Source organism: Winogradskyella vincentii (assembly GCF_020166345.1).
In the GTDB taxonomy this organism is placed as follows: Bacteria; Bacteroidota; Bacteroidia; order Flavobacteriales; family Flavobacteriaceae; genus Winogradskyella; species Winogradskyella vincentii.
The window spans coordinates 129,727-152,463 of sequence record NZ_JAIUJS010000005.1 but is presented as its reverse complement, the minus strand read 5'-3'; the positions used below and the strand labels follow the sequence as shown (position 1 = coordinate 152,463).

The 22,737-nt window shown below is 34.1% G+C and carries 19 protein-coding genes; 14 read left to right on the top strand and 5 right to left on the bottom strand.

Annotation, left to right across the window (positions count from 1 at the left end):
- Positions 1-159 precede the first annotated feature (159 nt).
- Positions 160-1,170: a 3-oxoacyl-ACP synthase III family protein gene (locus LBV24_RS11300; protein WP_224478764.1), complete on the top strand. Its 1,011-nt coding sequence runs from the start codon at positions 160-162 to the stop codon at positions 1,168-1,170.
- A gap of 339 nt (positions 1,171-1,509) precedes the next feature.
- Here the strand turns inward: LBV24_RS11300 and LBV24_RS11295 are convergent, their stop codons facing one another.
- Positions 1,510-3,984, bottom strand: a complete 2,475-nt coding sequence (locus LBV24_RS11295) for a TonB-dependent receptor domain-containing protein (RefSeq protein ID WP_224478763.1) — start codon at positions 3,982-3,984, stop codon at positions 1,510-1,512.
- A gap of 102 nt (positions 3,985-4,086) precedes the next feature.
- Between LBV24_RS11295 and LBV24_RS11290 the strand changes: the two genes are divergently transcribed.
- Complete coding sequence (locus tag LBV24_RS11290; RefSeq protein WP_224478762.1) at positions 4,087-4,449, top strand: CoA-binding protein; 363 nt, start codon at positions 4,087-4,089, stop codon at positions 4,447-4,449.
- 4 nt (positions 4,450-4,453) lie between these two features.
- Here the strand turns inward: LBV24_RS11290 and LBV24_RS11285 are convergent, their stop codons facing one another.
- Both LBV24_RS11285 and LBV24_RS11280 read right to left on the bottom strand, forming a co-directional pair.
- Positions 4,454-7,702 carry a VCBS repeat-containing protein gene (locus LBV24_RS11285; protein WP_224478761.1) on the bottom strand — a complete coding sequence of 1,083 codons (3,249 nt, stop codon included), beginning with the start codon at positions 7,700-7,702 and terminating at the stop codon, positions 4,454-4,456.
- A 78-nt stretch (positions 7,703-7,780) separates the two neighbouring features.
- Positions 7,781-9,247, bottom strand: coding sequence for a sodium:solute symporter (locus tag LBV24_RS11280; RefSeq protein WP_224478760.1), 1,467 nt, complete (start codon positions 9,245-9,247; stop codon positions 7,781-7,783).
- Positions 9,248-9,319: 72 nt separating this feature from the next.
- Here LBV24_RS11280 and LBV24_RS11275 point away from each other — a divergent pair, with 72 nt between their 5' ends.
- From LBV24_RS11275 to LBV24_RS11260, 4 genes are all read left to right on the top strand, one after another.
- Positions 9,320-12,313, top strand: coding sequence for a VPS10 domain-containing protein (locus LBV24_RS11275; RefSeq protein ID WP_224478759.1), 2,994 nt, complete (start codon positions 9,320-9,322; stop codon positions 12,311-12,313).
- A gap of 99 nt (positions 12,314-12,412) precedes the next feature.
- Positions 12,413-13,030 carry a recombination mediator RecR gene (gene recR / locus LBV24_RS11270; RefSeq protein ID WP_224478758.1) on the top strand — a complete coding sequence of 206 codons (618 nt, stop codon included), beginning with the start codon at positions 12,413-12,415 and terminating at the stop codon, positions 13,028-13,030.
- 6 nt (positions 13,031-13,036) lie between these two features.
- Positions 13,037-14,137, top strand: a complete 1,101-nt coding sequence (locus LBV24_RS11265; RefSeq protein WP_224478757.1) for a glycosyltransferase family 2 protein — start codon at positions 13,037-13,039, stop codon at positions 14,135-14,137.
- Between the two features lie 91 nt (positions 14,138-14,228).
- Positions 14,229-15,569: a dihydrolipoamide acetyltransferase family protein gene (locus LBV24_RS11260; RefSeq protein ID WP_224478756.1), complete on the top strand. Its 1,341-nt coding sequence runs from the start codon at positions 14,229-14,231 to the stop codon at positions 15,567-15,569.
- 54 nt (positions 15,570-15,623) lie between these two features.
- Here LBV24_RS11260 and LBV24_RS11255 read toward each other — a convergent pair whose 3' ends face one another.
- Positions 15,624-16,700 carry an NADH:flavin oxidoreductase gene (locus tag LBV24_RS11255; RefSeq protein WP_224478755.1) on the bottom strand — a complete coding sequence of 359 codons (1,077 nt, stop codon included), beginning with the start codon at positions 16,698-16,700 and terminating at the stop codon, positions 15,624-15,626.
- Positions 16,701-16,809: 109 nt separating this feature from the next.
- On the opposite strand from LBV24_RS11255, the gene LBV24_RS11250 reads away from it, so the two are divergent.
- The 3 genes from LBV24_RS11250 to LBV24_RS11240 are packed head-to-tail and all read left to right on the top strand — an operon-like array spanning position 16,810 to position 18,539.
- Positions 16,810-17,586, top strand: coding sequence for a 3'-5' exonuclease (locus LBV24_RS11250; protein WP_224478754.1), 777 nt, complete (start codon positions 16,810-16,812; stop codon positions 17,584-17,586).
- Entirely contained in the window at positions 17,586-18,197 is a 612-nt protein-coding gene (locus LBV24_RS11245) for a fumarylacetoacetate hydrolase family protein (RefSeq protein ID WP_224478753.1), read from the top strand. The genes LBV24_RS11250 and LBV24_RS11245 overlap by 1 nt, the downstream gene beginning before the upstream one ends.
- Positions 18,198-18,539 (top strand): Hpt domain-containing protein, encoded by a 342-nt coding sequence (locus LBV24_RS11240; protein WP_224478752.1) that lies wholly within the window; start codon positions 18,198-18,200, stop codon positions 18,537-18,539.
- Here the strand turns inward: LBV24_RS11240 and LBV24_RS11235 are convergent, their stop codons facing one another.
- Positions 18,540-19,571: an acetamidase/formamidase family protein gene (locus LBV24_RS11235; RefSeq protein ID WP_224478751.1), complete on the bottom strand. Its 1,032-nt coding sequence runs from the start codon at positions 19,569-19,571 to the stop codon at positions 18,540-18,542.
- Positions 19,572-19,665: 94 nt separating this feature from the next.
- Between LBV24_RS11235 and LBV24_RS11230 the strand changes: the two genes are divergently transcribed.
- The 5 genes from LBV24_RS11230 (at position 19,666) to ftsY (ending at position 22,690) form a co-directional block, all read left to right on the top strand.
- Positions 19,666-20,913, top strand: coding sequence for a competence/damage-inducible protein A (locus tag LBV24_RS11230; protein ID WP_224478750.1), 1,248 nt, complete (start codon positions 19,666-19,668; stop codon positions 20,911-20,913).
- A gap of 79 nt (positions 20,914-20,992) precedes the next feature.
- The gene (gene rpmB, locus LBV24_RS11225; RefSeq protein WP_114301300.1) at positions 20,993-21,229 is read left to right on the top strand and encodes a 50S ribosomal protein L28; all 237 of its coding nucleotides are present in this window, start codon (positions 20,993-20,995) and stop codon (positions 21,227-21,229) included.
- A 25-nt stretch (positions 21,230-21,254) separates the two neighbouring features.
- Entirely contained in the window at positions 21,255-21,437 is a 183-nt protein-coding gene (rpmG, locus tag LBV24_RS11220; protein WP_076616981.1) for a 50S ribosomal protein L33, read from the top strand.
- Positions 21,438-21,444: 7 nt separating this feature from the next.
- On the top strand, positions 21,445-21,597 hold the full coding sequence (locus LBV24_RS11215) for a DUF4295 domain-containing protein (protein WP_114301299.1): 153 nt from the start codon (positions 21,445-21,447) through the stop codon (positions 21,595-21,597).
- A gap of 139 nt (positions 21,598-21,736) precedes the next feature.
- Positions 21,737-22,690, top strand: coding sequence for a signal recognition particle-docking protein FtsY (ftsY, locus tag LBV24_RS11210; RefSeq protein WP_224478749.1), 954 nt, complete (start codon positions 21,737-21,739; stop codon positions 22,688-22,690).
- The last annotated feature ends 47 nt before the right edge of the window (positions 22,691-22,737 follow it).

The window sequence follows — 22,737 nt, the reverse complement described above, 5'->3', positions numbered from 1 at the left end:
GTTTGAATTTACTCAAAAAAACATCTCCAAAATGTGATAGGCATGTTAAAATTAGATGAAATTTTTAATCTGTTAAATTTATTATGCGTGCATAACGAATAGGTTTAAGAATAGGTTCAAATGGGTTAAATTTGTTAATCTAACTATATATAACAACTAATGTACAATTCTAGAATAACAGGGTTAGGTAAATACCTGCCAGAAAATGTTGTAACAAACAACGATCTTAGAGAATGGATGGATACCAGCGATGAATGGATACAAGAGCGAACTGGTATAAAGGAGCGTCGTTGGATAGATCCAAAAACCAGTGACGATACTACATCTATTATGGGAGTGAAAGCGGCCAAAATAGCCATTGAACGCGCAGGTTTAACCAAAGACGATATTGATTTTATTGTATTTGCAACCTTAAGTCCAGATATGTATTTCCCTGGAGGAGGAGTAAGGGTCCAAGAATTGCTTGAAATGGACACAATAGGTGCCTTAGATGTAAGAAATCAATGTTCTGGCTTTATTTATGGATTATCTGTTGCTGACCAGTTTGTTAAAACCGGCATGTATAAAAATGTATTAGTAATTGGTAGTGAAAATCACTCAGGAGGATTAGAGCGTTCAACTCGAGGTAGAGGTGTAACAGTTATTTTTGGTGATGGAGCAGGTGCTGCAGTTCTTAGTAGAGAAGAGGACAATAGTAAAGGTATTTTATCAACTCACTTACATTCTGAAGGGAAACACGCTAAAGAATTAGCCTTGGAAGGACCGAGTACAGGACGTTGGGTTGATGCTATTATGGAAGAAAATGACCCTGATGATACATCTTATTATCCATATATGAATGGACAATTTGTTTTTAAACATGCTGTTGTAAGATTTAGTGAAGCTATAGTTGAAGGCTTGGCCACCAATAATTTACAAAAAGAGGATATAGATATGTTGATTCCTCATCAGGCTAATCTTAGAATTGCTCAATTCATTCAAAAGAAGTTTAGGTTGTCTGATGACCAAGTCTACAATAATATAATGCGTTATGGTAATACGACTGCGGCTTCAATACCTATTGCATTGACCGAAGCATGGGAAGATGGTAAAATTAAAGAAGGTGACAATGTAGTTCTTGCAGCTTTTGGAAGTGGATTTACTTGGGGGAGTGCAATTATTAAATGGTAATAATTAAATAATGAACAAAAAAAGCCCAGACAATTAATCTGGGCTTTTTCAGCTATTAACCAACTTTAACTAACACTACATTATAAAACATAAATTTTATAAAGATTATTACTTAAAACTTATCTCCATACTTAAGACGTAACGAATTCAGATTTATTTCAAACTTTAACATATTTAAGTGAATTTTAACAAAAACCCGAAACAAGCGTTTCGGGTTTTTTTATTTAATAGCATTACACTAACACTAACCATCAACTATTTATGTATACTATTAAATATATTTTTATCTATATCATTAAAGACTCATTAAAGACTCATTAAAGTCAATAATGTGACACTTTACAGGAAACCTCCTCCTGATTTTTCATCATTATCTCTTCGTTTACGCGATTTTGCTCTGTATTTACCACCACCAAATCTATAAGACAGACCTGCAAAAATGGTTTTGAATTCAGGTACAAAACTTACTTCTTGGTTAAATGGTCGCTCACTAGTAATGTTAACCTCCTGTGTATCAAAAACATTGTTGAAGTTTAAACTGAATGTAGCTCTATTCTCTTCAAGAAAATTGTAACGAAGTCCAAGATTTACGAAGTACATTGGTTCCATTTCAAAATTTAGTCCAGTATCCTTACCTCTGTACATTGCGAATGCCGATAATGATAATTTTTTGGTCACCTTAAAATTGTTAAACATTCTGAAGTTGTAAATAAGGTTATCAACTTCTACTTCATTAAATTCTATATCACTTTCCGTTGGGTTATCAATGGTTGGGTCTAATGTTTCGGCAAATCCACGTTGAGTTCTGCCATACAGATCAAAACTTGCATTAAAGCTCCACCATTTTGTAGGTCTATAATTGCTTGATACTTCAAAACCAAATGCAGAGGTGTTGTCAAAGTTGTCAATTCTTAATATGACGCGTCCAGAACCCAAAGTAGACCGATCTACGAAAACGCCTTGATTTATTTCGTCTTCAATTAGCCTATAAAATACTCCAGTTGTTAGACTTCCTTTTTCAAAATTTCTGGTGTAGTTTACTTCTAATGAATTTGTAAATTGTGGCTCCAACTCCGGATTACCAAATTGTGAAATTAAAGGTGTATTAAATTCTGGTATTGGATTTACTTGCCCTACACCAGGTCTGTCGACACGTCTACTAAAGCTAAATTGATAAGAATTCTTTTCAGACGCTTCATACGTTACAAAAGCAGATGGATATACTTGCACATAGTCATTTTCAAATGGAAAATCCGTTGTTGTATCATTTGTTAAGTCTGTGTCTATAGCCAAAGCATCTACATTCACTGTTTCTGCTCTTAAACCAAGCTGGTAAGACCATTTATTTTTTTGAAAACTGTAACTCGCATAAGCAGAATAAATGTTACGCTCGTAATCAAAATTTGTAGAAGTAGGTATGTAGTTACCCATTTCATTTAAAACTCGGCCATCAGAAGAATAGTCAATGGTGTTCTCAAATAATCTTGCTTGTAAGCCGGCTTCTAATTTTGAAGTTTCTGATAATGGATTGACATAATCTAAATTTATTTCAGTTCTTACTCTGTCTGTTTCTGTGAATTCGTCAAAATCTGGTCGGCTACCAAATCCACTGAAGTTATTATCTGTGAAAATGTCATTTTCAAAAATATTATGGTCAACCTCTAGCTCAATGTTGTGACCCTTGTCATCAAAATCTAACTTGTAGTTTGCATTATATTGCTGACTATTGTTTTCGTTGTTATTATCGAATATCTGTAGCTGGTTTGTACTAGACATATCTCCAAATATCAACTCAGTTTCACCAATTGCACCTCCATCAAAAATATTCTGATTTGTAAAGAATGACAGCGTATGTTTATCGTTGATGTAATAATCAATTCCTACTTTAAATAGATGTGAATTTCTTTCGTCTGTAATATCAAAAAGTTGAGTAAGTCCTGACTCGGTTTGAGTTAATATTCCGGTATTTATATTATCTGATATATTATTGCCATAACTACCGTAAAAATTCAATTTTCCATTTCTGTAATTCATATCAATTGAACTATTAAACTTTGGAGCTAATTGGTATCCCAAGCCAAAATTTACATTACCATTAAAGCCTACATTAACGTTTTTATGCAATATGATATTAATGATACCACTCATGCCATCTGGATTATATTTTGCTGATGGATTAGTGATTAATTCTATTTGTTTAATTGATGTTGAAGGAATTTGTCTCAGTAATTGAGCAGTTGGGATATTAGATAATTTACCGTCTACCATTACTTGTACATTTAGATTACCACGTAGTGCTATATTTCCCGTTTGCTGATCTACATTAACCGAAGGAATATTGTTCATTATATCTGATGCTGTTGGGCCGGAAGTGGTAAGATCTTTACCTACATTTACAACTTTACGGTCAATCTTTTGTTGTATTGTTGATGTTTCCGCAACAATTGTAACCTCTTCAAGGTTTTCGGCATCTTCGCTGAGATAAATGTCTCCAACATTTATTTTATAACTGTTTCGGCCAATGTTTATCTCTTTTTCTATGGTCTTATATCCAATAAATTTTATTTCTACCTTTACAACACCTGCAGGAATTTTATCAACTTTAAAAGTTCCATCTGCTTGTGTGATACTTCCAGTAATAATTTTATTGTTAGCATCTTTAATAATTACATTAACATAAGGTAATGGTTCATTAAGGTCTGCATCCATTACACGGCCTGAAATAGAACCGTTTTTAATATCTGAATTGGATTTAGGTTGGGCGCTTAAAATGGCTGATGAGACCATTAAAAGCATTAAGAAGAAATGCTTCATTTTTTGATTGTTTTTTGATTGATTTGATAGTTTCTTAGTGTTAAGACGACTATTTTTACAACGTGTTACCACATTTAACAGAACTTAACATCTTTTTAACACATGAATAAAACCACTTTAGTTTTAGGTGCCTCATTAAAACCAGAACGTTATTCCAATATTGCTATCAATAGATTAAGAGATAAGGATTATGAAGTAAAGGCTTTTGGCTTGAAGCCAGGAGAAGTTAATAATGTACCTATTGATACAGAGTTGATTTCTTATAATGATATTGATACTATTACATTGTACCTTAATCCAACAAGGCAGAAATTTTATTATGATTATATAATTAGTTTAAGTCCTAAGCGGGTTATTTTTAATCCTGGTACAGAAAACCCTGAGCTATATAAATTATTGGAAGAAAATAATATTGAAGTTGAAGTTGCCTGTACACTAGTTTTGCTGGCTACAAATCAATATTAATCTCTTATTCTGAGTAAGTATATTGCTTTAACTCTGCATTATTTGATAAGACAAAAATCACATTAGTGTCTTGCATCTTTACAATTTCAATTTGCTTTATTTGATCATTAAATGGAGACATGCCTAATTTTGAAACAGGTTGATAATTGGATTGATCTTCAACTAACAATCCTTTTAATGAGGAGTACGAACCATGATAGGTGTTTACTTTATAAGAATTTCCACCAACAATTAACTTGGTTTTGTTGTTAGACTTAATTTCTGCGAAAGTTGTAATTGGTGCAAGTTGCATGACATCTCCAAATTCAACAAAATCTGAATACTTACCATTGTCATTTCGTAAATAACCAGATGCCAGAGTATGAGCTACTGACTTTTCAGCCTTGTTAATACTACCTTGTTTAATTACTTCTTCTATCGTTTTACCTGCTACACTTTTATGATCTAAATAAATTTTGTTCATAATATTCATTTGACCAGCCATTTCATCCTTTGAGTTTAATGGATAATATTTTCCATCTCTATTGTAGGCAATGAGCGTTTCGTTAATTCCGTTTTTGTCAAAGTCTGAATAATATAATAAAAGTGGGCCATCAAAATAAAGGTTGAATTTTGTGTTAAGTCCCCAATTTCCTAACAAAATATCTTTATCACCATCTGCATCAATGTCAAATGTGCTGATTGACTGCCATAAACCATTTATGTTTTCCGGAATGTCAAGTAATTCTAATTTTCCGTTAGTGTTGATATATATTTTTGGAGCATCCCACTCACAAGATACAAGTAAGTCCTTGATATTATCACCATTAATATCGGTCCATTCAGCAGATGTTACTTTTGAAGCTTCAAGAGTTTCTTTTATTGTGAAATTACCTGAACCATCATTATTCAAAACGTAAGATTTCACTTTTTTACCGTAGTCATTTGCGACTGAATGATTACCAATAAAAAGGTCTGTATCACCATCACTATCGTAGTCATAAGCTTCGACACTTGTTGAAATATTGATATTAGAAGGTATTCTGTCTGATGCATCAATAAATTGACCATTTTCATTAATGTATAGTCTGTCTTTCATTAACCCTTCTACCTTCAACTCATTAATACCTGTAGCTACGTAAAGATCAAGATCTCCGTCATTGTCTGCATCAAAAAATGTGGCATCGTTATCTTCATAATAACCAGCATTCTTGAATGTTTTTTGTTCTGATAATTCAAATCCAGATCCAGAGTTAAGATATAGTTCACTTACTTTACCTGAAGCACTACCAATATATACATCTTCAAATCCATTACCATCCACATCACCTTTGGCAAAAGCCGGTCCAAATGTTGAGACCTTGTAAGGAATTAATTTTTCTTCTAAAAAATCTGTATAATTATCTTCAATATGCACGTAATCAATACTGTTATCTGCATTAAACAGGGAGTTTTTGTTTTTAGAGTTATTGTAGACATAAAGCTTATCCGAAGGAGTATATTCAACAGCTATTAATCTGTTTGTTTCTGGAGTCTGAATAGTTTGGTATTCGTTATTAGGCCATATGATTTCTATAGAATCAATTTTTTCAGTACTACCAATTCCAAAATGAAGCTTGCTCTCTAATGAAGATAAAAACCCTCTAGATTTAAACATCTCCTTTGTTTGAGTTTTACCATCGGCATAAATAATTACTTTTGTGCCAATTCCTTCCTTGTTTGAGCCTTTATAACTTACATCTAATGAAATATAATTGCTATTATTGTCAGTTGTATTTTTGTACAGGCCAGCAGTTGAATTAAAGTTGTTTGTAACAATATCTAGGTCGCCATCATTGTCAAGGTCAACATAAATTGCGCCATTAGAAAGGCTTGGTTTATTTTCTATCCAATTTCCAGTTTGGCTTATTAATCTTTCAGAATTGCCTTCAAAAATTTCATTGGTTACTTTACCAGGAGTCATTTCACCAATAGAATTAAATAACCATTCCAGGCCTTCACTTTCCGTTCGGCCCTTAAAAGCATTGGATACATACTTCTTAAAATCTAAACCATTAGGACGTCTTAAAATTCCATTGGAAACAAATAAATCCTGGTGACCGTCATTATTAAAATCTGCAAAAAGTGGAGCCCAACTCCAATCAGTGTCAGCAACTTTGTTTAATAAGGCAGTCTCGTGAAAATACGCACCATCATTGTTTATTTGAAGCATATTGCGCGCATATTGATCTTTATAACCTAGGTTTTCCAGATGTTCTTGCATATTAAACATAGCGTCATCACCTTCGGTCTCTTTCAAGATTCTTTCTTCTTTAGGAAGCATATCCAAGGTCATTAAATCTTGGTACCCATCTCCATTAATATCTGCAGCATCACTTCCCATAGAGAACCTGCTAATTGTGGTGAATGATTCTCCAAGACTTTCTTTAAATGTGCCGTCTTGGTTATTTAAATAATAGTAGTCGTCCTCATGAAAATCATTACAAACATATATATCATCCCAACCGTCATTATTAAAATCAGCAACGGTAGCACTTAAGCCGTAGCCATTAACGCCACCATAGATATTAGCCTTTTCACTTACGTCCGTGAACTTGCCATTGTCATTGTTTAAAAGAACATCGCCTACAAGAGGTACGCGCTTATTTCTTAAATCAGCATTACCATGAGATAGTGTTGTGTGTACAGCATGGTTTACGATATATACATCAAGATCGTCATCTTTGTCATAGTCAAAAAAGTATGCTTGTGTGGAGTAGCCTTCAAAGTCAAGTCCATAGTCCTTAGCCTTTTCAGTAAAAGAGCCATCGCCATTATTTATAAAAAGTTCGTTATGACCTTTAAAGTCTAACAAACCAGAGACAGCACAGACGTAAATATCTAATAAACCATCATTATTAATATCTATCATTGTAACTCCAGTTTGCCAGTTGGATTTACCATTAATATTAGCTTTGACTGAAACATCCTCAAATTTAAAATTACCCTTGTTGAGATAAAGTTTATTGTCACCCATGTTTGATACAAAGAACAAATCAGGTAGCCCATCATTATTTATGTCACCTGCTGCTACACCACCTCCATTATAATAATAGATGTAATTAATAATGCTATGGGTTGGATCTTCAGAAACTAAATTTGAAAAATCAATACCTGAGGTTTCTGGTGCAATTTCCGTGAGTAAAAAGGATGAGTTTTCAGAGCTTTTATCTCCTTCTTTTGAGCATGTGAAAATAAAAGCAAAAACTAATATTAGTATAGAAAATTTTTTCATTGGAATAGTAGCAAAATCTATTAAACAAATATACTAATAATTTAAGCTATTCCCTTATGAATTAATGCCACTGTAATTTTAATTTGTGGTCTTTATTCTGATTAATAAAAGTCCTAAAAATGTTATTAGGCCATTAATTGGAAGTAGTTCGTAACCTAATGTGTAACCTCCAAGGTTTTCGGGTGAAATTGATCCAATTATTGAAATTATAATAGCAGAGCTTAATGCCACAATCCAAACGTATTTGTCCTTAACTTTATATTTGGTAAAGATTCCAAATGCAAATAGTCCTAGTAATGGCCCATAGGTATATCCTGCAACTGTAAGTAGACTGTCAATAACATTACTTGTTAATACATATTTAAATATAATTATTACGACAATTAGTAAAATGCTCATTGCGATATGTATCTTTTTCCGAAGGCTTTTTTGATCTTTTTCTGGTTTCTTATCGATATCTAAAAAATCAACACAAAATGAAGTTGTTAACGAGGTGAGTGCGCTATCTGCACTGCTATACGCTGCAGCGATTAAACCAAGCATAAATGTGATAGCCAATGTTATACCTAAGCCACTGTTTAAGGCAATTTCAGGGAATAATAAATCAGTTCTCGGATTTCCATCCATTAACGGAATTGAGATGTTGTTTTTATTAGCATAGATGTATAATAACGCACCTAAAAGCATAAAGAGAAAAGTTGCGGCAACTAACACAATACTAAATGTCACCATGTTTTTTTGAGCATCTTTGAGAGATTTACACGTGAGATTTTTTTGCATCATATCTTGATCGAGACCTGTCATGCAAATCGTAATAAACATACCTCCTAAAAAAGATTTTATAAAATGACTACGTTCTAAAAAGCTATCTGTTACAAAGATCTTGTCGTAGTTTTTAAGCTCATCTGATGCGAGAAACTCACTGAATGACCAGCCCAAATTGTCATTGATAAAATATATTGAAAGTATAACAGCAGTTAACATAAACAAGGTTTGTAAGGTGTCTGTCCAAATAATAGTTTTTATACCACCTTTATTAGTATATACCCAAATAAGTAAAATTGAAATAATCACCGTAATCTCAAACGGAATGTCCCATGCATCAAAAACAAACTGTTGCAAAACAATGGCTACAAGAAATAGCCTAAATGCTGCACCGATTACCCTTGAAATAAAGAAGAAAAAAGCACCTGTTTTATGACTCACCACGCCAAATCGTAACATCAAGTACTCATAGATTGAGGTAACATTGTGTTTGTAATAAAGTGGTAGAAGTATAAAAGCTACCACGAAATATCCAAACATATAGCCGAGTACCACCTGAAAATAACTGAATTGCGATCCTTCTATCCATCCAGGAACAGAGATGAACGTGACACCAGAAAGTGACGCACCAATCATCCCAAAGGCCACTACATACCATGGTGATTGCTTATTGGCCTTAAAAAAGACAGCGTTGCTGTCGTCCTTACCTGTTAGGTAGGAAATTAAGATGAGAATACTAAAATAACTTACAATTAATATCAGTATGGAAACTGGTGACATAAAGCGTATATTTAAGAATATTTTAGAAAAATACTATTTTTGAAAAAAAAAGCTACCTCAAATTGAATAATTATGAAAAAGTTAATCCTTTTATTTTCGCTCTTATTTATTGCGTTAATCGGGAATTCACAAGAATATCTTGATTTAATTGCAGAAGGAACTCACACTGTACAATACATATCTCAACGAGCCGAAGCTCACTTTGATGAAGTTGGTCGAGATCGTGGTACTGGGTACAAACCATTTAGAAGGTGGCAGTATTTTGCTGAGCGCGCCATGGACGAAAATGGTATGCTAAAATCTCCTGAGTTTTACTACAATGAGCTTCAAAATTATAATGCATTACAAAATAGCGAGTCATTGTTTTTAAGAACAACGGTTGGTACTTGGGAAGAAATGGGCCCAACGTATTGGAATGCTACTTCTGGTTATAATCCTGGTGTAGGTCGTATCACATCTATTGCAGTAGATGAATCTAATTTAGATCATATTATTGTTGGAAGTCCAACTGGTGGCGTATGGAAAAGTTTAGATGGTGGTAATACTTGGACCGGGCTTACTGATAATTTGGCAAATATCGATGTATATGCATTAGCAATAGATCCATTAAATAGTAGTACATATTATTGGGGATCAACAGGAGGAACAATTTTTAAATCTACTGATGGTGGTGCAACTTGGACATTACACGGTGATGTATCAAATGGTAATGTAAATAGAATCCTAATTGATCCTACTAATACTTCTAAATTGTATGCCAGTGCTCAAGGAGGTGGTCTTTTTAAATCTTTAGATGGAGGATCAACATGGACTTCAATTAATTCTAGTGCGACCACTGGATATGATTTTCAATTCAAACCAGGAGACCCTACAACGGTTTATGCTTCAGGTACAAGATTCTATGTTTCTACAGATGGCGGAGCAACTTTCGATACAAGTGATGGTTTGGATGCATGGATGCAAGAATATGTCAGTGGAACCAATAGTTGGACGACGTCTGATTCAAATCAAAATGGTTCTATAACTCCAAGAACTGGTGATTCAATGGCATTTTTAAATATTAATAATTACACTTTTCCTACTACTAGGTTAATTTCACCTTCTTTGGATTTATCAGGTGCGACAAATCCAACATTAAATTTTTCTTATTCTCAAGTCAACTGGGTAGGGAATATAGATCAATTAAAAGTATATTATAAAACTTCAGTATCAAGTAATTGGGTACAACTAGCGCATTATACTGCAGAGGCGGCTCAATGGACAGATATTACACTTAATTTGCCTAATGTTACTTCAGATTATTTTATAGCATTTGAAGGAATTGCTAATTGGAGTCGTGGACTTACTTTAGATGACGTTTCTGTTGAAGCTACAAATTTAGGCATTGTGTTTTCAGATGGTTTTGAATCCGCATCGAATGATTTCTCTTCAGGAGTTAAGATGATAGGTGTTTCTGCAGATGATCCGTCTGTCGTATATGTTGTGGAGGCCGATGGTGGAACCTTTGGAGGTATACACAAATCTACGGATAGCGGTGCCACCTTCACTCAATTGAGTCATCCATTTCAAAATTATTTTGGTTACGATTCAAATGGTTTTGATAATCTAGGTCAAGCACCAAGAGATATGGCCATTACGGTTAACCCGAATGATGTTAACGATGTGCATATAGCTGGTATTAATACATGGCGTTCTACAAACGGTGGCGTATCATTTAGTATTAGTTCTCAATGGACACCTGGAGGAGCATCAAATGAGAATATTGGTTACTGTCATGCAGATGTTGATATTATGCAATTTGTTGGTACAGGCGCAAATGCTAAGTTATTTGTTGGATCGGACGGAGGTATTTTCAAAGCAGATGATCCAACAACGGTAGATGCCAGTTATTACACAGATCTTACACCAGGTTTGGGTATTAGACAGTTTTATAGAATTGGAATTAGCCAAACTGATCCTGTTATTGTAACAGGAGGTTCACAAGATAATGGATCTTCTGTACTTAGAGCAGATGGAAACTGGTACGATTGGTGGGGTGCAGATGGTATGGAAGGCTTTATTGATAAAAATAACACTCAAATTATATATGGGACATCACAGTATGGTTCTTTTGTAAAATCAACTAACGGTGGAAATAGTGTAATAAGTGTAGGGCAACCAGACGGAAAAGGTGGACAAAACAATTGGAATTGGGTTGTACCTTTTGAACAAGACCCAATCACCCAAAACACCATTTATTGTGCTTTTGACCAAGTTTATAAATCTGTTGACGGTGGATCTAATTGGACGTCAATCTCACAAAATTTCGGTGATGATATTGATGAACTTAAGATAGCACCATCAGATAACAATAAAATGTACCTAGCAATTGATGGAGCTCTATGGTATACAACAAATGGTGGTTTAATATGGTCACCTTCCGGATTAAATCTTTCAAGTGGTCGAATTAACAGTATTGCGGTTCATCCTTCAGATCCAGACAAAATTGCCGCTGCAACAACTAATAGTAATAAGGTTTACATTAGCACAAATGGTGGTCTTACATTTACTCCAATACCATGGGATTTGCCAAATTTTTCGTCACAAGCTGTTGCCTGGCAAGATAATGGTGAAGACGGTCTTTATGTAGGTATGAACTATGGTATTTATTACACGGATAATGATTTGGGCAATACCTGGATTCCTTTTAATAATGGGCTTCCTAATGTGAGAATTAACGAACTTGAAATTAATAGTACTGACAATAAGTTATATGCGGCGACCTACGGTAGAGGATTATGGAGATCTAATTTATATGATGCTTCGCTTAGTATAGCAGAATTTGATTCGGACGATTTTAGTATTTATCCAAATCCTGCAAATAATGAAGTAAATATTAAATGGACAAAACCAGAAATGGTTACTTTAAGGATATATAATAGTTTGGGTAAAATAATGTTTTATGCAAAAAACCTTGAAGTATTTAGAGGTCATAAAATCGATGTCTCTAACTTTGAGAAGGGTATCTATTTTGTAAAGTTAAACAGTGACTACGGTGAAGTAACTAAGAAGTTAGTTTTAGATTAGAATTCTCAAACTTAAAACAAGTTTAGTCCAATTGTTTTACTTGATAATTGGACTTTTTTATACTTTTTCATTGAACTTAAAAACTGTACCTTCGCAACTATGGAATTTTCATCTAAACTTCTTGAAAATGCAGTAAATGAGATGTCTCAATTACCTGGTATAGGTAAGCGTACAGCTTTGAGATTAGTATTGCATATGCTCCGTCAACCAGACTCCCAAACCTTTCAATTGGCAGATGCGTTAACTAAAGTAAGATCTGAAATAAAGTTTTGTAAATCGTGCCATAATATCAGCGATAAGGAATTATGTGAAATTTGTTCCAATCCAAATAGACAAGAGGATTTAATTTGTGTAGTTGAGGATATCAGAGATGTTATGGCCATTGAAAATACAAGTTCATTTAAAGGATTGTACCATGTTTTAGGTGGTAAAATTTCACCAATGGATGGAATAGGTCCACAAGATTTAAATATTGATTCATTGGTTCAAAAAGTGAAGAGTGGACATGTAAAAGAACTAATTTTTGCAATGAGTCCAACTATGGAAGGTGATACTACCAATTTTTATATATTCAGGCAAATTCAAGGAACTGAAGTTGCTACTTCAACAATAGCTAGAGGTGTTGCAGCTGGTAACGAGTTAGAGTATACCGATGAAATAACTTTAGGAAGAAGTATCATTGATAGAGTTCCGTTTGAAGCCTCTTTAAAATCCTAGGGATTCGTGAAACTTTCAATTATTATTCTTAATTATAATGTTGAGCACTTTTTAGAGTTGTGTCTAAAAAGTGTGGTAAGGGCAACTAGTACAATAGAGAGTCAGATAATTGTTGTAGACAATGCCTCCAATGATGGAAGTTGCGCCATGGTTAAGTCTAAATTTCCCAAGGTTAAATTGATTGAGAATGAAGATAATTTTGGTTTTTCAAAAGGTAATAATATTGGAGTAGCCTCCGCAAAGGGAGAATTCCTTTGCATCCTTAATCCAGATACGGTTGTTGCAGAAGACACCTTTATTAAACTAATAGAGTTTTATAACCAAAGAGCAAAAACTGGGATAGTTGGTTGCCAGCTTATTGATGGGACGGGATGTTTTCTGCCAGAAAGTAAACGCAATATTCCAACACCGTTTGTATCTATTAGGAAAATGATTGGTATGGATAAATCATACTATGCCAATCATATTGATAAAGATGGAGTAGGCAAGGCAGATGTTTATGTAGGTGCATTTATGTTTTTGAAATCAAAAATATATAATGAAGTAGGAGGATTTGATGAGGACTACTTCATGTACGGTGAGGATATAGATCTATCGTATAGAATTAAAAAATCTGGTTATACAAATTATTATTTTGGCAAAACGAGCATAATACATTTCAAGGGTGAGAGTACTATGAAAAATAGTGTTTATGCAGAACGATTTTTCAATGCGATGCAAATTTTTTATAAGAAGCATTTTAAAAGCAATCCTTTGTTTAATACTATTGTTTGGTTCGGGATAAAAGCCCTAAAGATTACAAGTAGATCTAAACAGTCTAAAGCACCAATGATAAAAAGCACCTATATTTTTGCGGAAAACTTGAATAGCGGTGTTTCAAATAAGTTAGTTAAACCAATTGAGCCTATACAAGACTTGGGGATTGAATTACAACCAGATAGTATGCTGGTTTATGATTGCGATTATACAGAATTTAAGACCATAATTAACGATATGAAGCAAAAATCAAAACAAGTTAATTGTGTCTATAGATTTTTACTGAAAAGCAGTAATTTTATCCTTGGAAGCGATTCTTCTGTCAGTAGAGGCGTTGTGGTAAAATTTTAAATAGATTCAAAATGAATAAAAATCAACAAAATATCTGATTTTTTATTAATTTTGCATTTAATTGACTAATAAAGACCTTCAAATTATAGATATGGCAAAGTTTGAACTTAAGTTACCTAAAATGGGAGAGAGTGTTGCTGAAGCAACAATTACGTCATGGTTAAAGGAAGTTGGTGATACTATTGAAGCGGACGAGGCAGTTTTAGAAATTGCAACTGATAAGGTAGATAGTGAAGTTCCTAGTGAAGTAGATGGTGTTTTGGTTGAAAAATTGTTTAATGTAGATGATGTTGTTCAAGTTGGGCAAACTATTGCCGTAATTGAAATTGAAGGCGAAGAACAAGAGACTGCAAGTGCTCCTGTTGAGGCAGTTAAGGATGAGGTAAAAGAACAAGAAATAGTTCAAGAGGTAGCCCAAACGGTTGTGGCTGCACAACAATCTGTTGAACCTGTAATATCATCTGGAGATCGGTTTTATTCACCACTAGTTAGAAACATAGCAAAGCAGGAAGGCGTATCACAAAGTGAGTTAGATATAATTCCAGGAACTGGTAAAGATGGACGTGTTACAAAAAATGACATGAAGGCCTATCTAGAAAATAGAGGTGCTAAACCTACTGAAGTATCTCAAGTACAGCCAGTAGTAGAACAAAAAGTTGAGACGAAATCTGTGTCAAAACCTGTTGTACAACATCAAGAAGCTACACCTGTTATTGCATCTGGAGGTGATGAAATCATTGAAATGACCAGAATGGGTAAACTCATTTCCAAGCATATGGTAGAATCGGTCCAAACTTCGGCTCATGTGCAATCATTCATTGAGGCAGATGTGACAAATATTTGGAATTGGAGAAACAAGCATAAAGACATTTTCAAAAAACGTGAAGGTGAAAATCTAACATTTACGCCTATCTTTTTAGAGGCAGTTGCCAAGGCATTGAGAGATTATCCGATGTTGAATATTTCCGTTCAAGGTGACAATATCGTAAAAAAGAAGAATATAAATTTAGGAATGGCTGCCGCTTTACCTGATGGTAATTTAATTGTACCTGTAATTAAAGATGCTGATCAATTGAATTTACTTGGTATGGCCAAAAAAGTAAATGATTTAGCCAACAGAGCAAGAATAGGCGAATTAAAACCAGATGAGATCCAAGATGGTACTTATACTGTTACTAATGTTGGTACATTTGGAAGTATTATGGGAACGCCTATTATTAATCAGCCACAGGTTGGTATATTGGCTTTAGGTGCTATAAGAAAAGTTCCGGCAGTAATTGAAACTCCAGAGGGCGATTTTATTGGAATACGATACAGAATGTTCCTTTCACATTCGTACGACCATCGTGTTGTTAACGGTGCGTTGGGAGGGCAATTTGTCCAAGCCGTTAAAAATTATCTCGAAGCTTGGGATATGGATAGAGAAATTTAATTTTTACTCAAATATTATATTTATTTAGAGGCACAGTTTAATTACTGTGCTTCTTTATTTTACGAAACCTTCCCAGCGTTTCATATAATTAATAAATGTTTTACTTAATCCTTCAGATTTTAAATAATCTTCTGAAACAGGATTTTCTACTGGCATAAAACTTGGGTTTTCAATAACTTTTTGAGGGAAATCGTGATGTAAAATAGCAGAACGGCCAATAGTTACAAAATCAACACCAGCCTCAAGCACCTTTCTAACATCTTTACCACTTCGAATATTCCCAGCTACAGTAAGCTTTACATTTTTGAAATTTAGTTGAAGAACATGTTCCATTAAACTAAGTTCGCTTTCAGGATATTCTTCAGGCTTTTTAAAACAATCCCATAAGGATAAATCTAAGAAATCGATTTCATGCTCGTTAATTAGCGTTTGACTGACTTTCATCATCTCACTTAATTGCATTCCAAATCGCTCTGGTGATAATCTTACACCAATTAAAAATTCATTACCGCATGCTTGTCTAATTCCATCTACGATTTCATATAATAATCGTGCTCTATTTTCTAATGAACCACCATATTCATCAGTACGTTGATTAATTTTAGAACTTAAAAACTGAGTTAGGATGTAACCATGAGCGCCATGGACTTCAATACCATCATAACCGCATTTCTTTGCTCTTGTAGCTGCACCTATGAAATCTTGCCTCAATTGATGAACCTCTGTAAGTGTTAATGCTCTAGCATTGTGTTTTTCACTATCTGAAGGACAAACGGCTTTTTGTTTTATCACCTCATATGGTGACCTCATACCTGCATGATGCAATTGTATAACGGCCAAACTACCATGAGATTTAATTTCTGATGCTAGCCTTTTGTGACCATCAATTAAATCATCTGAAAATATACCTAATTGTCCAGAAAAACCTTTTCCGACCTCTTGTACATGAGATGCGCAAGTCATTACCAAGCCAAAACCGCCTTTAGCTCTCATGGTGAGCCATTTATACTCATCATCAGATAGTCTTCCGTCTTCGTGGCTCTGTTGGTTGGTTAGAGGTGCAATCATAAATCTATTTTTCATTGTTGCACCACAATTAAAGGCCAATTTAGTTTTGGAATTTTGTGTCATGACTATTATTTTTCAAAACAAAATTCGCCTAAATTTATCGTTTCCTCAAATATTTGTTTTCAATTATTATTGTGACTAAATCCACTACCTTTGTAGAAAATTTTAGAGTATGCAATTAAATCTGAATAAACCAATCTGTTTTTTTGACTTAGAAACCACAGGTATTAATATTTCAAAAGACAGAGTCGTTGAGATTTCTATACTTAAAGTCTTTCCTAATGGCAAAGAAGAATCGTATACGAAATTGGTTAATCCTACCATACCAATTCCGCCAGAGGTTACAAAAGTGCATGGAATTTCAGATGCAGACGTTGCAGATGCTCCGACCTTTAAGGAAATTGCAAAAGAGGTCCATACTTTAATCAAGGATTCTGATTTAGGTGGGTTTAATTCTAATCGATTTGATATTCCGCTTTTGGCTGAAGAAATGTTACGTACTGAAGTAGATTTTGATATGAAAAACCGAGTTGCCGTAGATGTGCAAACCATATTCCATAAAATGGAGCAAAGGACACTAAGTGCCGCTTATAAGTTTTACTGTGATAAAAATTTAGATGATGCACATAGTGCAGAAGCAGATACAAAAGCTACTTATGAAGTATTAAAGGCTCAACTTTCAAGATATGATGAGTTAGAGAACGACACTAAATTTTTAGCTGAATTTAGTTCTCGTAAAAAGTTTGCAGATTTTGCCGGTTTTTTAATCTACAATAAAGAGGGAGAGGAGTGTTTCTCATTTGGAAAGCATAAGGGAAAGCGAGTTGTTGATGTTATGGAACAGGAACCTGGATATTTTGGATGGTTGCTTAATGCGGATTTTCCGTTGTATACTAAAAAAGTGTTAACTGCAATTAAATTACGTCAGTTTAATAATAAATTAGGCTAATGAAACTTATCTGCATAGGAAGAAATTATACAAAACACATTGAGGAATTAGAGAATGAAAAACCTTCAGATCCAGTGGTTTTTCTTAAACCTGATACTTCAATTTTATTGAAGAAACAACCATTTTTTATCCCTGAGTTTTCGGATGAGGTACATCACGAGGTTGAGGTATTGGTTAAAATTATAAAAGTAGGGAAGTACATTGATAAGAAATTTGCACATAAATATTATGATGAAATAGGTCTCGGTATTGATTTCACCGCCAGAGATTTACAAGCAAAATTAAAATCAAAAGGATTACCTTGGGAAAAAGCCAAAGCCTTTGATGGTGCAGCAGTAATAGGTAAATGGTTACCCAAAACTCAGTTTGCTGACATTGATAATATAAAATTTTGTTTAAAAAAGAATGAAGAGCAAGTGCAAACAGGAAATACCAGACTAATGTTATGGAAAATAGATGAACTGATAGAATATGTCTCAAAATATTTTACTTTAAAAATTGGAGATATTATATTTACAGGAACACCTGCCGGAGTTGGTAAGGTTTTTGCAAATGATCAATTAAAAGGATACATTGAAGACCAAGAAATGTTTTCAATAAAAATAAAATAAATGGCACAACATTATACATTAGATCGAGTAAGAGAAATGGCAGATAACGATGAAGATTTCGTTATGGCATTGGCCGCTGCGTTTATTGAAGAAGTTCCGGTAGATGCGGATCGGTTGAGAAAAGCGGTTCCGGAAAATGATTTTTATGAAACTTATCAAGCTGCTCATAAAATGAAACCAACTCTAGAATTATTTGGGTTGTCGTCGTATGATGCCTTAATAGAGGTACAAGATTGGGGGAAATTTGAACAAGAAGACAAAGACATTACTTCACAATTGCAAACTGTATTAGAAGGTGTCGAAAACGCAGCTGCAGAGATTAAGTCTGATTTTAATTTGTAATTATTTAATTCCTAAAACATCTTTAGACATATGCATGGTAACAAGCATATGCGGTAAATCTACAACTTCTGCTATTTTGAGGTCTCCAGCAAGAGAGCACAAAGCATAAGCCTCATTTTCACTTAAATTATGGTCTTTCATTAAATAGTCAACCATATAAAGTGTTGCTTTTTTAGCCGCAATATCAATAGTTGTTCCGTAGCCTGTAGTGGCATAGTAATCCTTTGTTTCGTATTGTGGCTCTTCAATGGATTTGTTTTTAATCAACTCAATCTCATAAACTATTCTTAGCGGTACTTCTATAGCTGTACCACATACTTCGCCTAAACCTTGTACAGCATGGCCATCACCAATTGAGAATAAGCCACCATCTACAAATACAGGGAAATAAATTGATGTGCCAACAGCCATATTAGGGTCATCCATATTTCCGCCATTTGCCCTTGGTGGAATGGTACTGAGTAGTTCAGATGTAGCTGGAGCCACTCCCATAACGCCAGGAAATGGATTTAACTTAAGTTGAATTGAATCGTTAAAGTTGACTTTAGTTTTGTCATTTTTAAGGTCATATATTCTTAAGTATTCTCCTTTAATGGAGTCGGCAACAAAACTAAATCCAGGATAGATGGCATTCCAGCCCCAATCTCCAAGCTCAATTTCATGCAATGTTACTTTTATAACATCTCCTGGTTCTGCATCTTCAACAAAAACAGGTCCTGTTAAGGGATGGATAGGTTCAAAATCAAGATTCTCTAAATCTTTAACCGTAGAATTTAAATTAAACTGTTCATCACTAGCATCTTCAGTAAAAGCTTCAATAACAGCACCAGATTTGACGGTAAGTACAGGTGGTATGGTACTGCTAAATTTATTATGTGTTTGATCCTTGGTAAGAGTATACTCTGGTTTAAAATTTACTTCTATTGGCAGATCTTCGGCTACTTCAGTAGCCTTTTCTTCATCACATTGATAAAACATACTGCAAAATATTGCACAACAAAAAACTATTTTAGTGATCTTTCTATTGGTCATGGTTAGCTAAGAATTTTATTAAAGGTTGTTTAAAAATAATGAATTAACTTTTTAATAGCTTTACCTTTGCCAAAATCATTTAAAAGACTAACTATTGACGGCAGAAATAATAACAATTGGAGATGAGATTCTCATTGGTCAGATTATAGATACCAATTCGGCATTTATTAGTAAAGAATTCAACAAGATTGGAATTTCCATATTTCAGATTACTTCCGTACAAGACGATAAGGATCACATATTAAAATCCCTAAAGGAAGCAGAGGATAATGTAGATATCATAATAATCACTGGTGGTTTAGGGCCAACAAAGGATGATATCACCAAGCGTACTATTTGTGAGTATTTTGGCGATACTTTAGTTGAAGATAAGGCTGTGCTAGAAAATGTAGAACATTTATTTTCAAAGTATATCAAAACACCTATTTCCGAGATTAACAGACATCAAGCCTTAGTTCCGTCAAAGGCCAAAGTACTAATGAACAAATATGGAACTGCACCTGGAATGTGGATGGAGAAAAGTGATAAAGTCTTTGTGTCATTACCAGGAGTCCCTTATGAAATGAAGGCCTTAATAAGTGATGAAGTTTTACCTGCCTTAAGAGAAAAGTTTCACTTTCCTTTCATTAAACATAAAACACTTTTAACCTTTGGATTGGGAGAAAGTGCGATTGCAAGCAGGATCGAGGATTTTGAAGATAATTTGCCTGATTTTATAAAACTAGCTTATTTGCCAAGTTTGGGTAGGGTAAGATTACGGCTTTCATCTAAGGCTATGGATAAGTCTTTAGTTGAGGCCGAAATGGAGAAACAGGTTAATCATCTTGTAAAACTTGTTGAAGATATTTTTGTTGGTTTTGAAGAGGATGCTACTATTGAAAAGTTAATTGGTAACAGATTAACCGAACTTGGCAAAACACTTTCTATTGCAGAGAGTTGTACAGGAGGAAGAATAGCACAATCATTTACTGCAAATGCTGGAGCTTCAAAATACTTTAAAGGTAGTTTGGTAAGTTATGCTACGGAATCAAAGGTAAATGTGTTGGGGGTTAATGAAGATGTAATTAATAGTTATTCGGTAGTTAGCAAAGAAGTTGCAGAATCCATGGCTAAAAATGTTCGTGAGCTTTTTAACAGTGATTATGGATTAAGCACAACTGGTAATGCAGGTCCTACTAAAGGAGATTCTGATGCAGAAGTTGGAACTGTATGGATTTCTATTGCCACTGAAAATGAGGTTTTATCTGAGGTTTTTAATTTCGGAAATCATAGAGAAAAAGTAATAATGAAGGCAACAAATAAAGCCTTTGAATTACTTCTTAAAGAAATTTCAAAAAAGTGACAATTTATGTTTGTTGAAACATAAAGTTTTACTAAATTTGCACCCTGTTAAAAATTAACGTACCTAAAGAAAGAATACAATGTCAAGAGTTTGTGAACTTACTGGGAAAAAAGCAATGGTCGGAAACAATGTTTCTCACGCCATGAATAAAACAAAGCGCAAGTTTAACGCAAACTTGATTAAGAAGCGTTTTTATATTCCTGAGGAAGATAAGTGGGTAACATTAAAAGTTTCTACGTCTGCATTAAAGACTATCAATAAAATTGGTATCTCTGCAGCACTTAAAGAAGCTAGAGCAAAAGGTTTTTATAAATAATAGCAAAAGCTAAAGTCAATTTACCATGGCAAAGAAAGGAAATAGAATTCAAGTAATCTTAGAGTGCACAGAGCACAAAGCTTCTGGAATGCCAGGAACTTCAAGATATATTACAACTAAAAATAAAAAGAATACGCCAGATAGAATGGAGATTAAGAAATTTAACCCAATCCTAAAGCGTATGACAGTTCATAAAGAGATAAAATAATAGAATCATGGCAAAGAAATCAGTAGCAACCTTACAGACAGGATCTAAGCGTTTGACAAAAGCTATTAAAATGGTAAAATCACCTAAAACTGGTGCCTACATGTTTGTAGAATCAGTGATGTCACCAGAGTTTGTCAATGACTTTTTAAATAAGAAATAATAATATTTCCAATATAAGATTCATAAAACTGCTTTCGTTTGAAAGCAGTTTTTTTATGGCTATATTTGAGCGCATATGACAACTTTGCAGAATCCTATAAAAGGCAAGGTTGTTGCTGTTAGCAAAGCAAATAGATAATATGAGTATTTTTAAAAAAATATTTTCTTCAGAAAAGAAGGAAACCCTCGATAAAGGCCTAGAAAAATCTAAAACATCCTTTTTCAACAAATTAAATAAGGCTGTTGCAGGTAAATCTAAAGTAGATGATGATGTACTAGATAATCTTGAGGAAGTTTTAGTGACCAGCGATGTAGGTGTTGATACAACATTAAAAGTTATAGAGCGTATAGAAGAACGCGTAGCTAGAGATAAATATTTAGGCACTTCAGAACTTAATCAAATCTTAAGAGAAGAAATAGCAGCATTGCTATCAGAAACTAATATTGGTGAAGCTACAGAATTTACAGTGCCTCAAGACAAAAAGCCATACGTAATGATGGTGGTTGGTGTTAACGGTGTTGGCAAAACCACTACTATTGGTAAGTTGGCGTATCAATTTAAAAAGCAAGGATTAAAAGTAGTATTAGGTGCTGCAGATACTTTTAGAGCGGCAGCGATTGACCAGTTACAGGTTTGGGCTGATAGAGTTGATGTACCCATTGTAAAACAGAACATGGGAAGTGATCCTGCTTCTGTGGCATTCGATACCTTGCAAAGTGCAGTTAATCAAGATGCAGATGTTGTTATTATTGATACTGCTGGAAGATTACATAATAAAGTGAATCTAATGAACGAGCTGACTAAGGTTAAGCGAGTGATGCAAAAAGTATTAGGTGAAGCACCACACGATGTGCTACTGGTTTTAGATGGTTCTACTGGTCAGAACGCATTTGAGCAGGCAAAGCAATTTACGGCTGCAACAGAGGTTACATCATTGGCAGTTACTAAATTAGATGGTACGGCTAAAGGCGGTGTTGTAATTGGTATAAGCGATCAGTTTAAAGTACCTGTGAAATACATTGGTGTGGGTGAAGGTGTCGAAGATTTGCAAGTATTCAATAAATTTGAATTTGTAGATTCTTTCTTTAAGTAATATTTAGTATAGATATATTATAAGGCCTTGTTAGCGATAGTCTAATA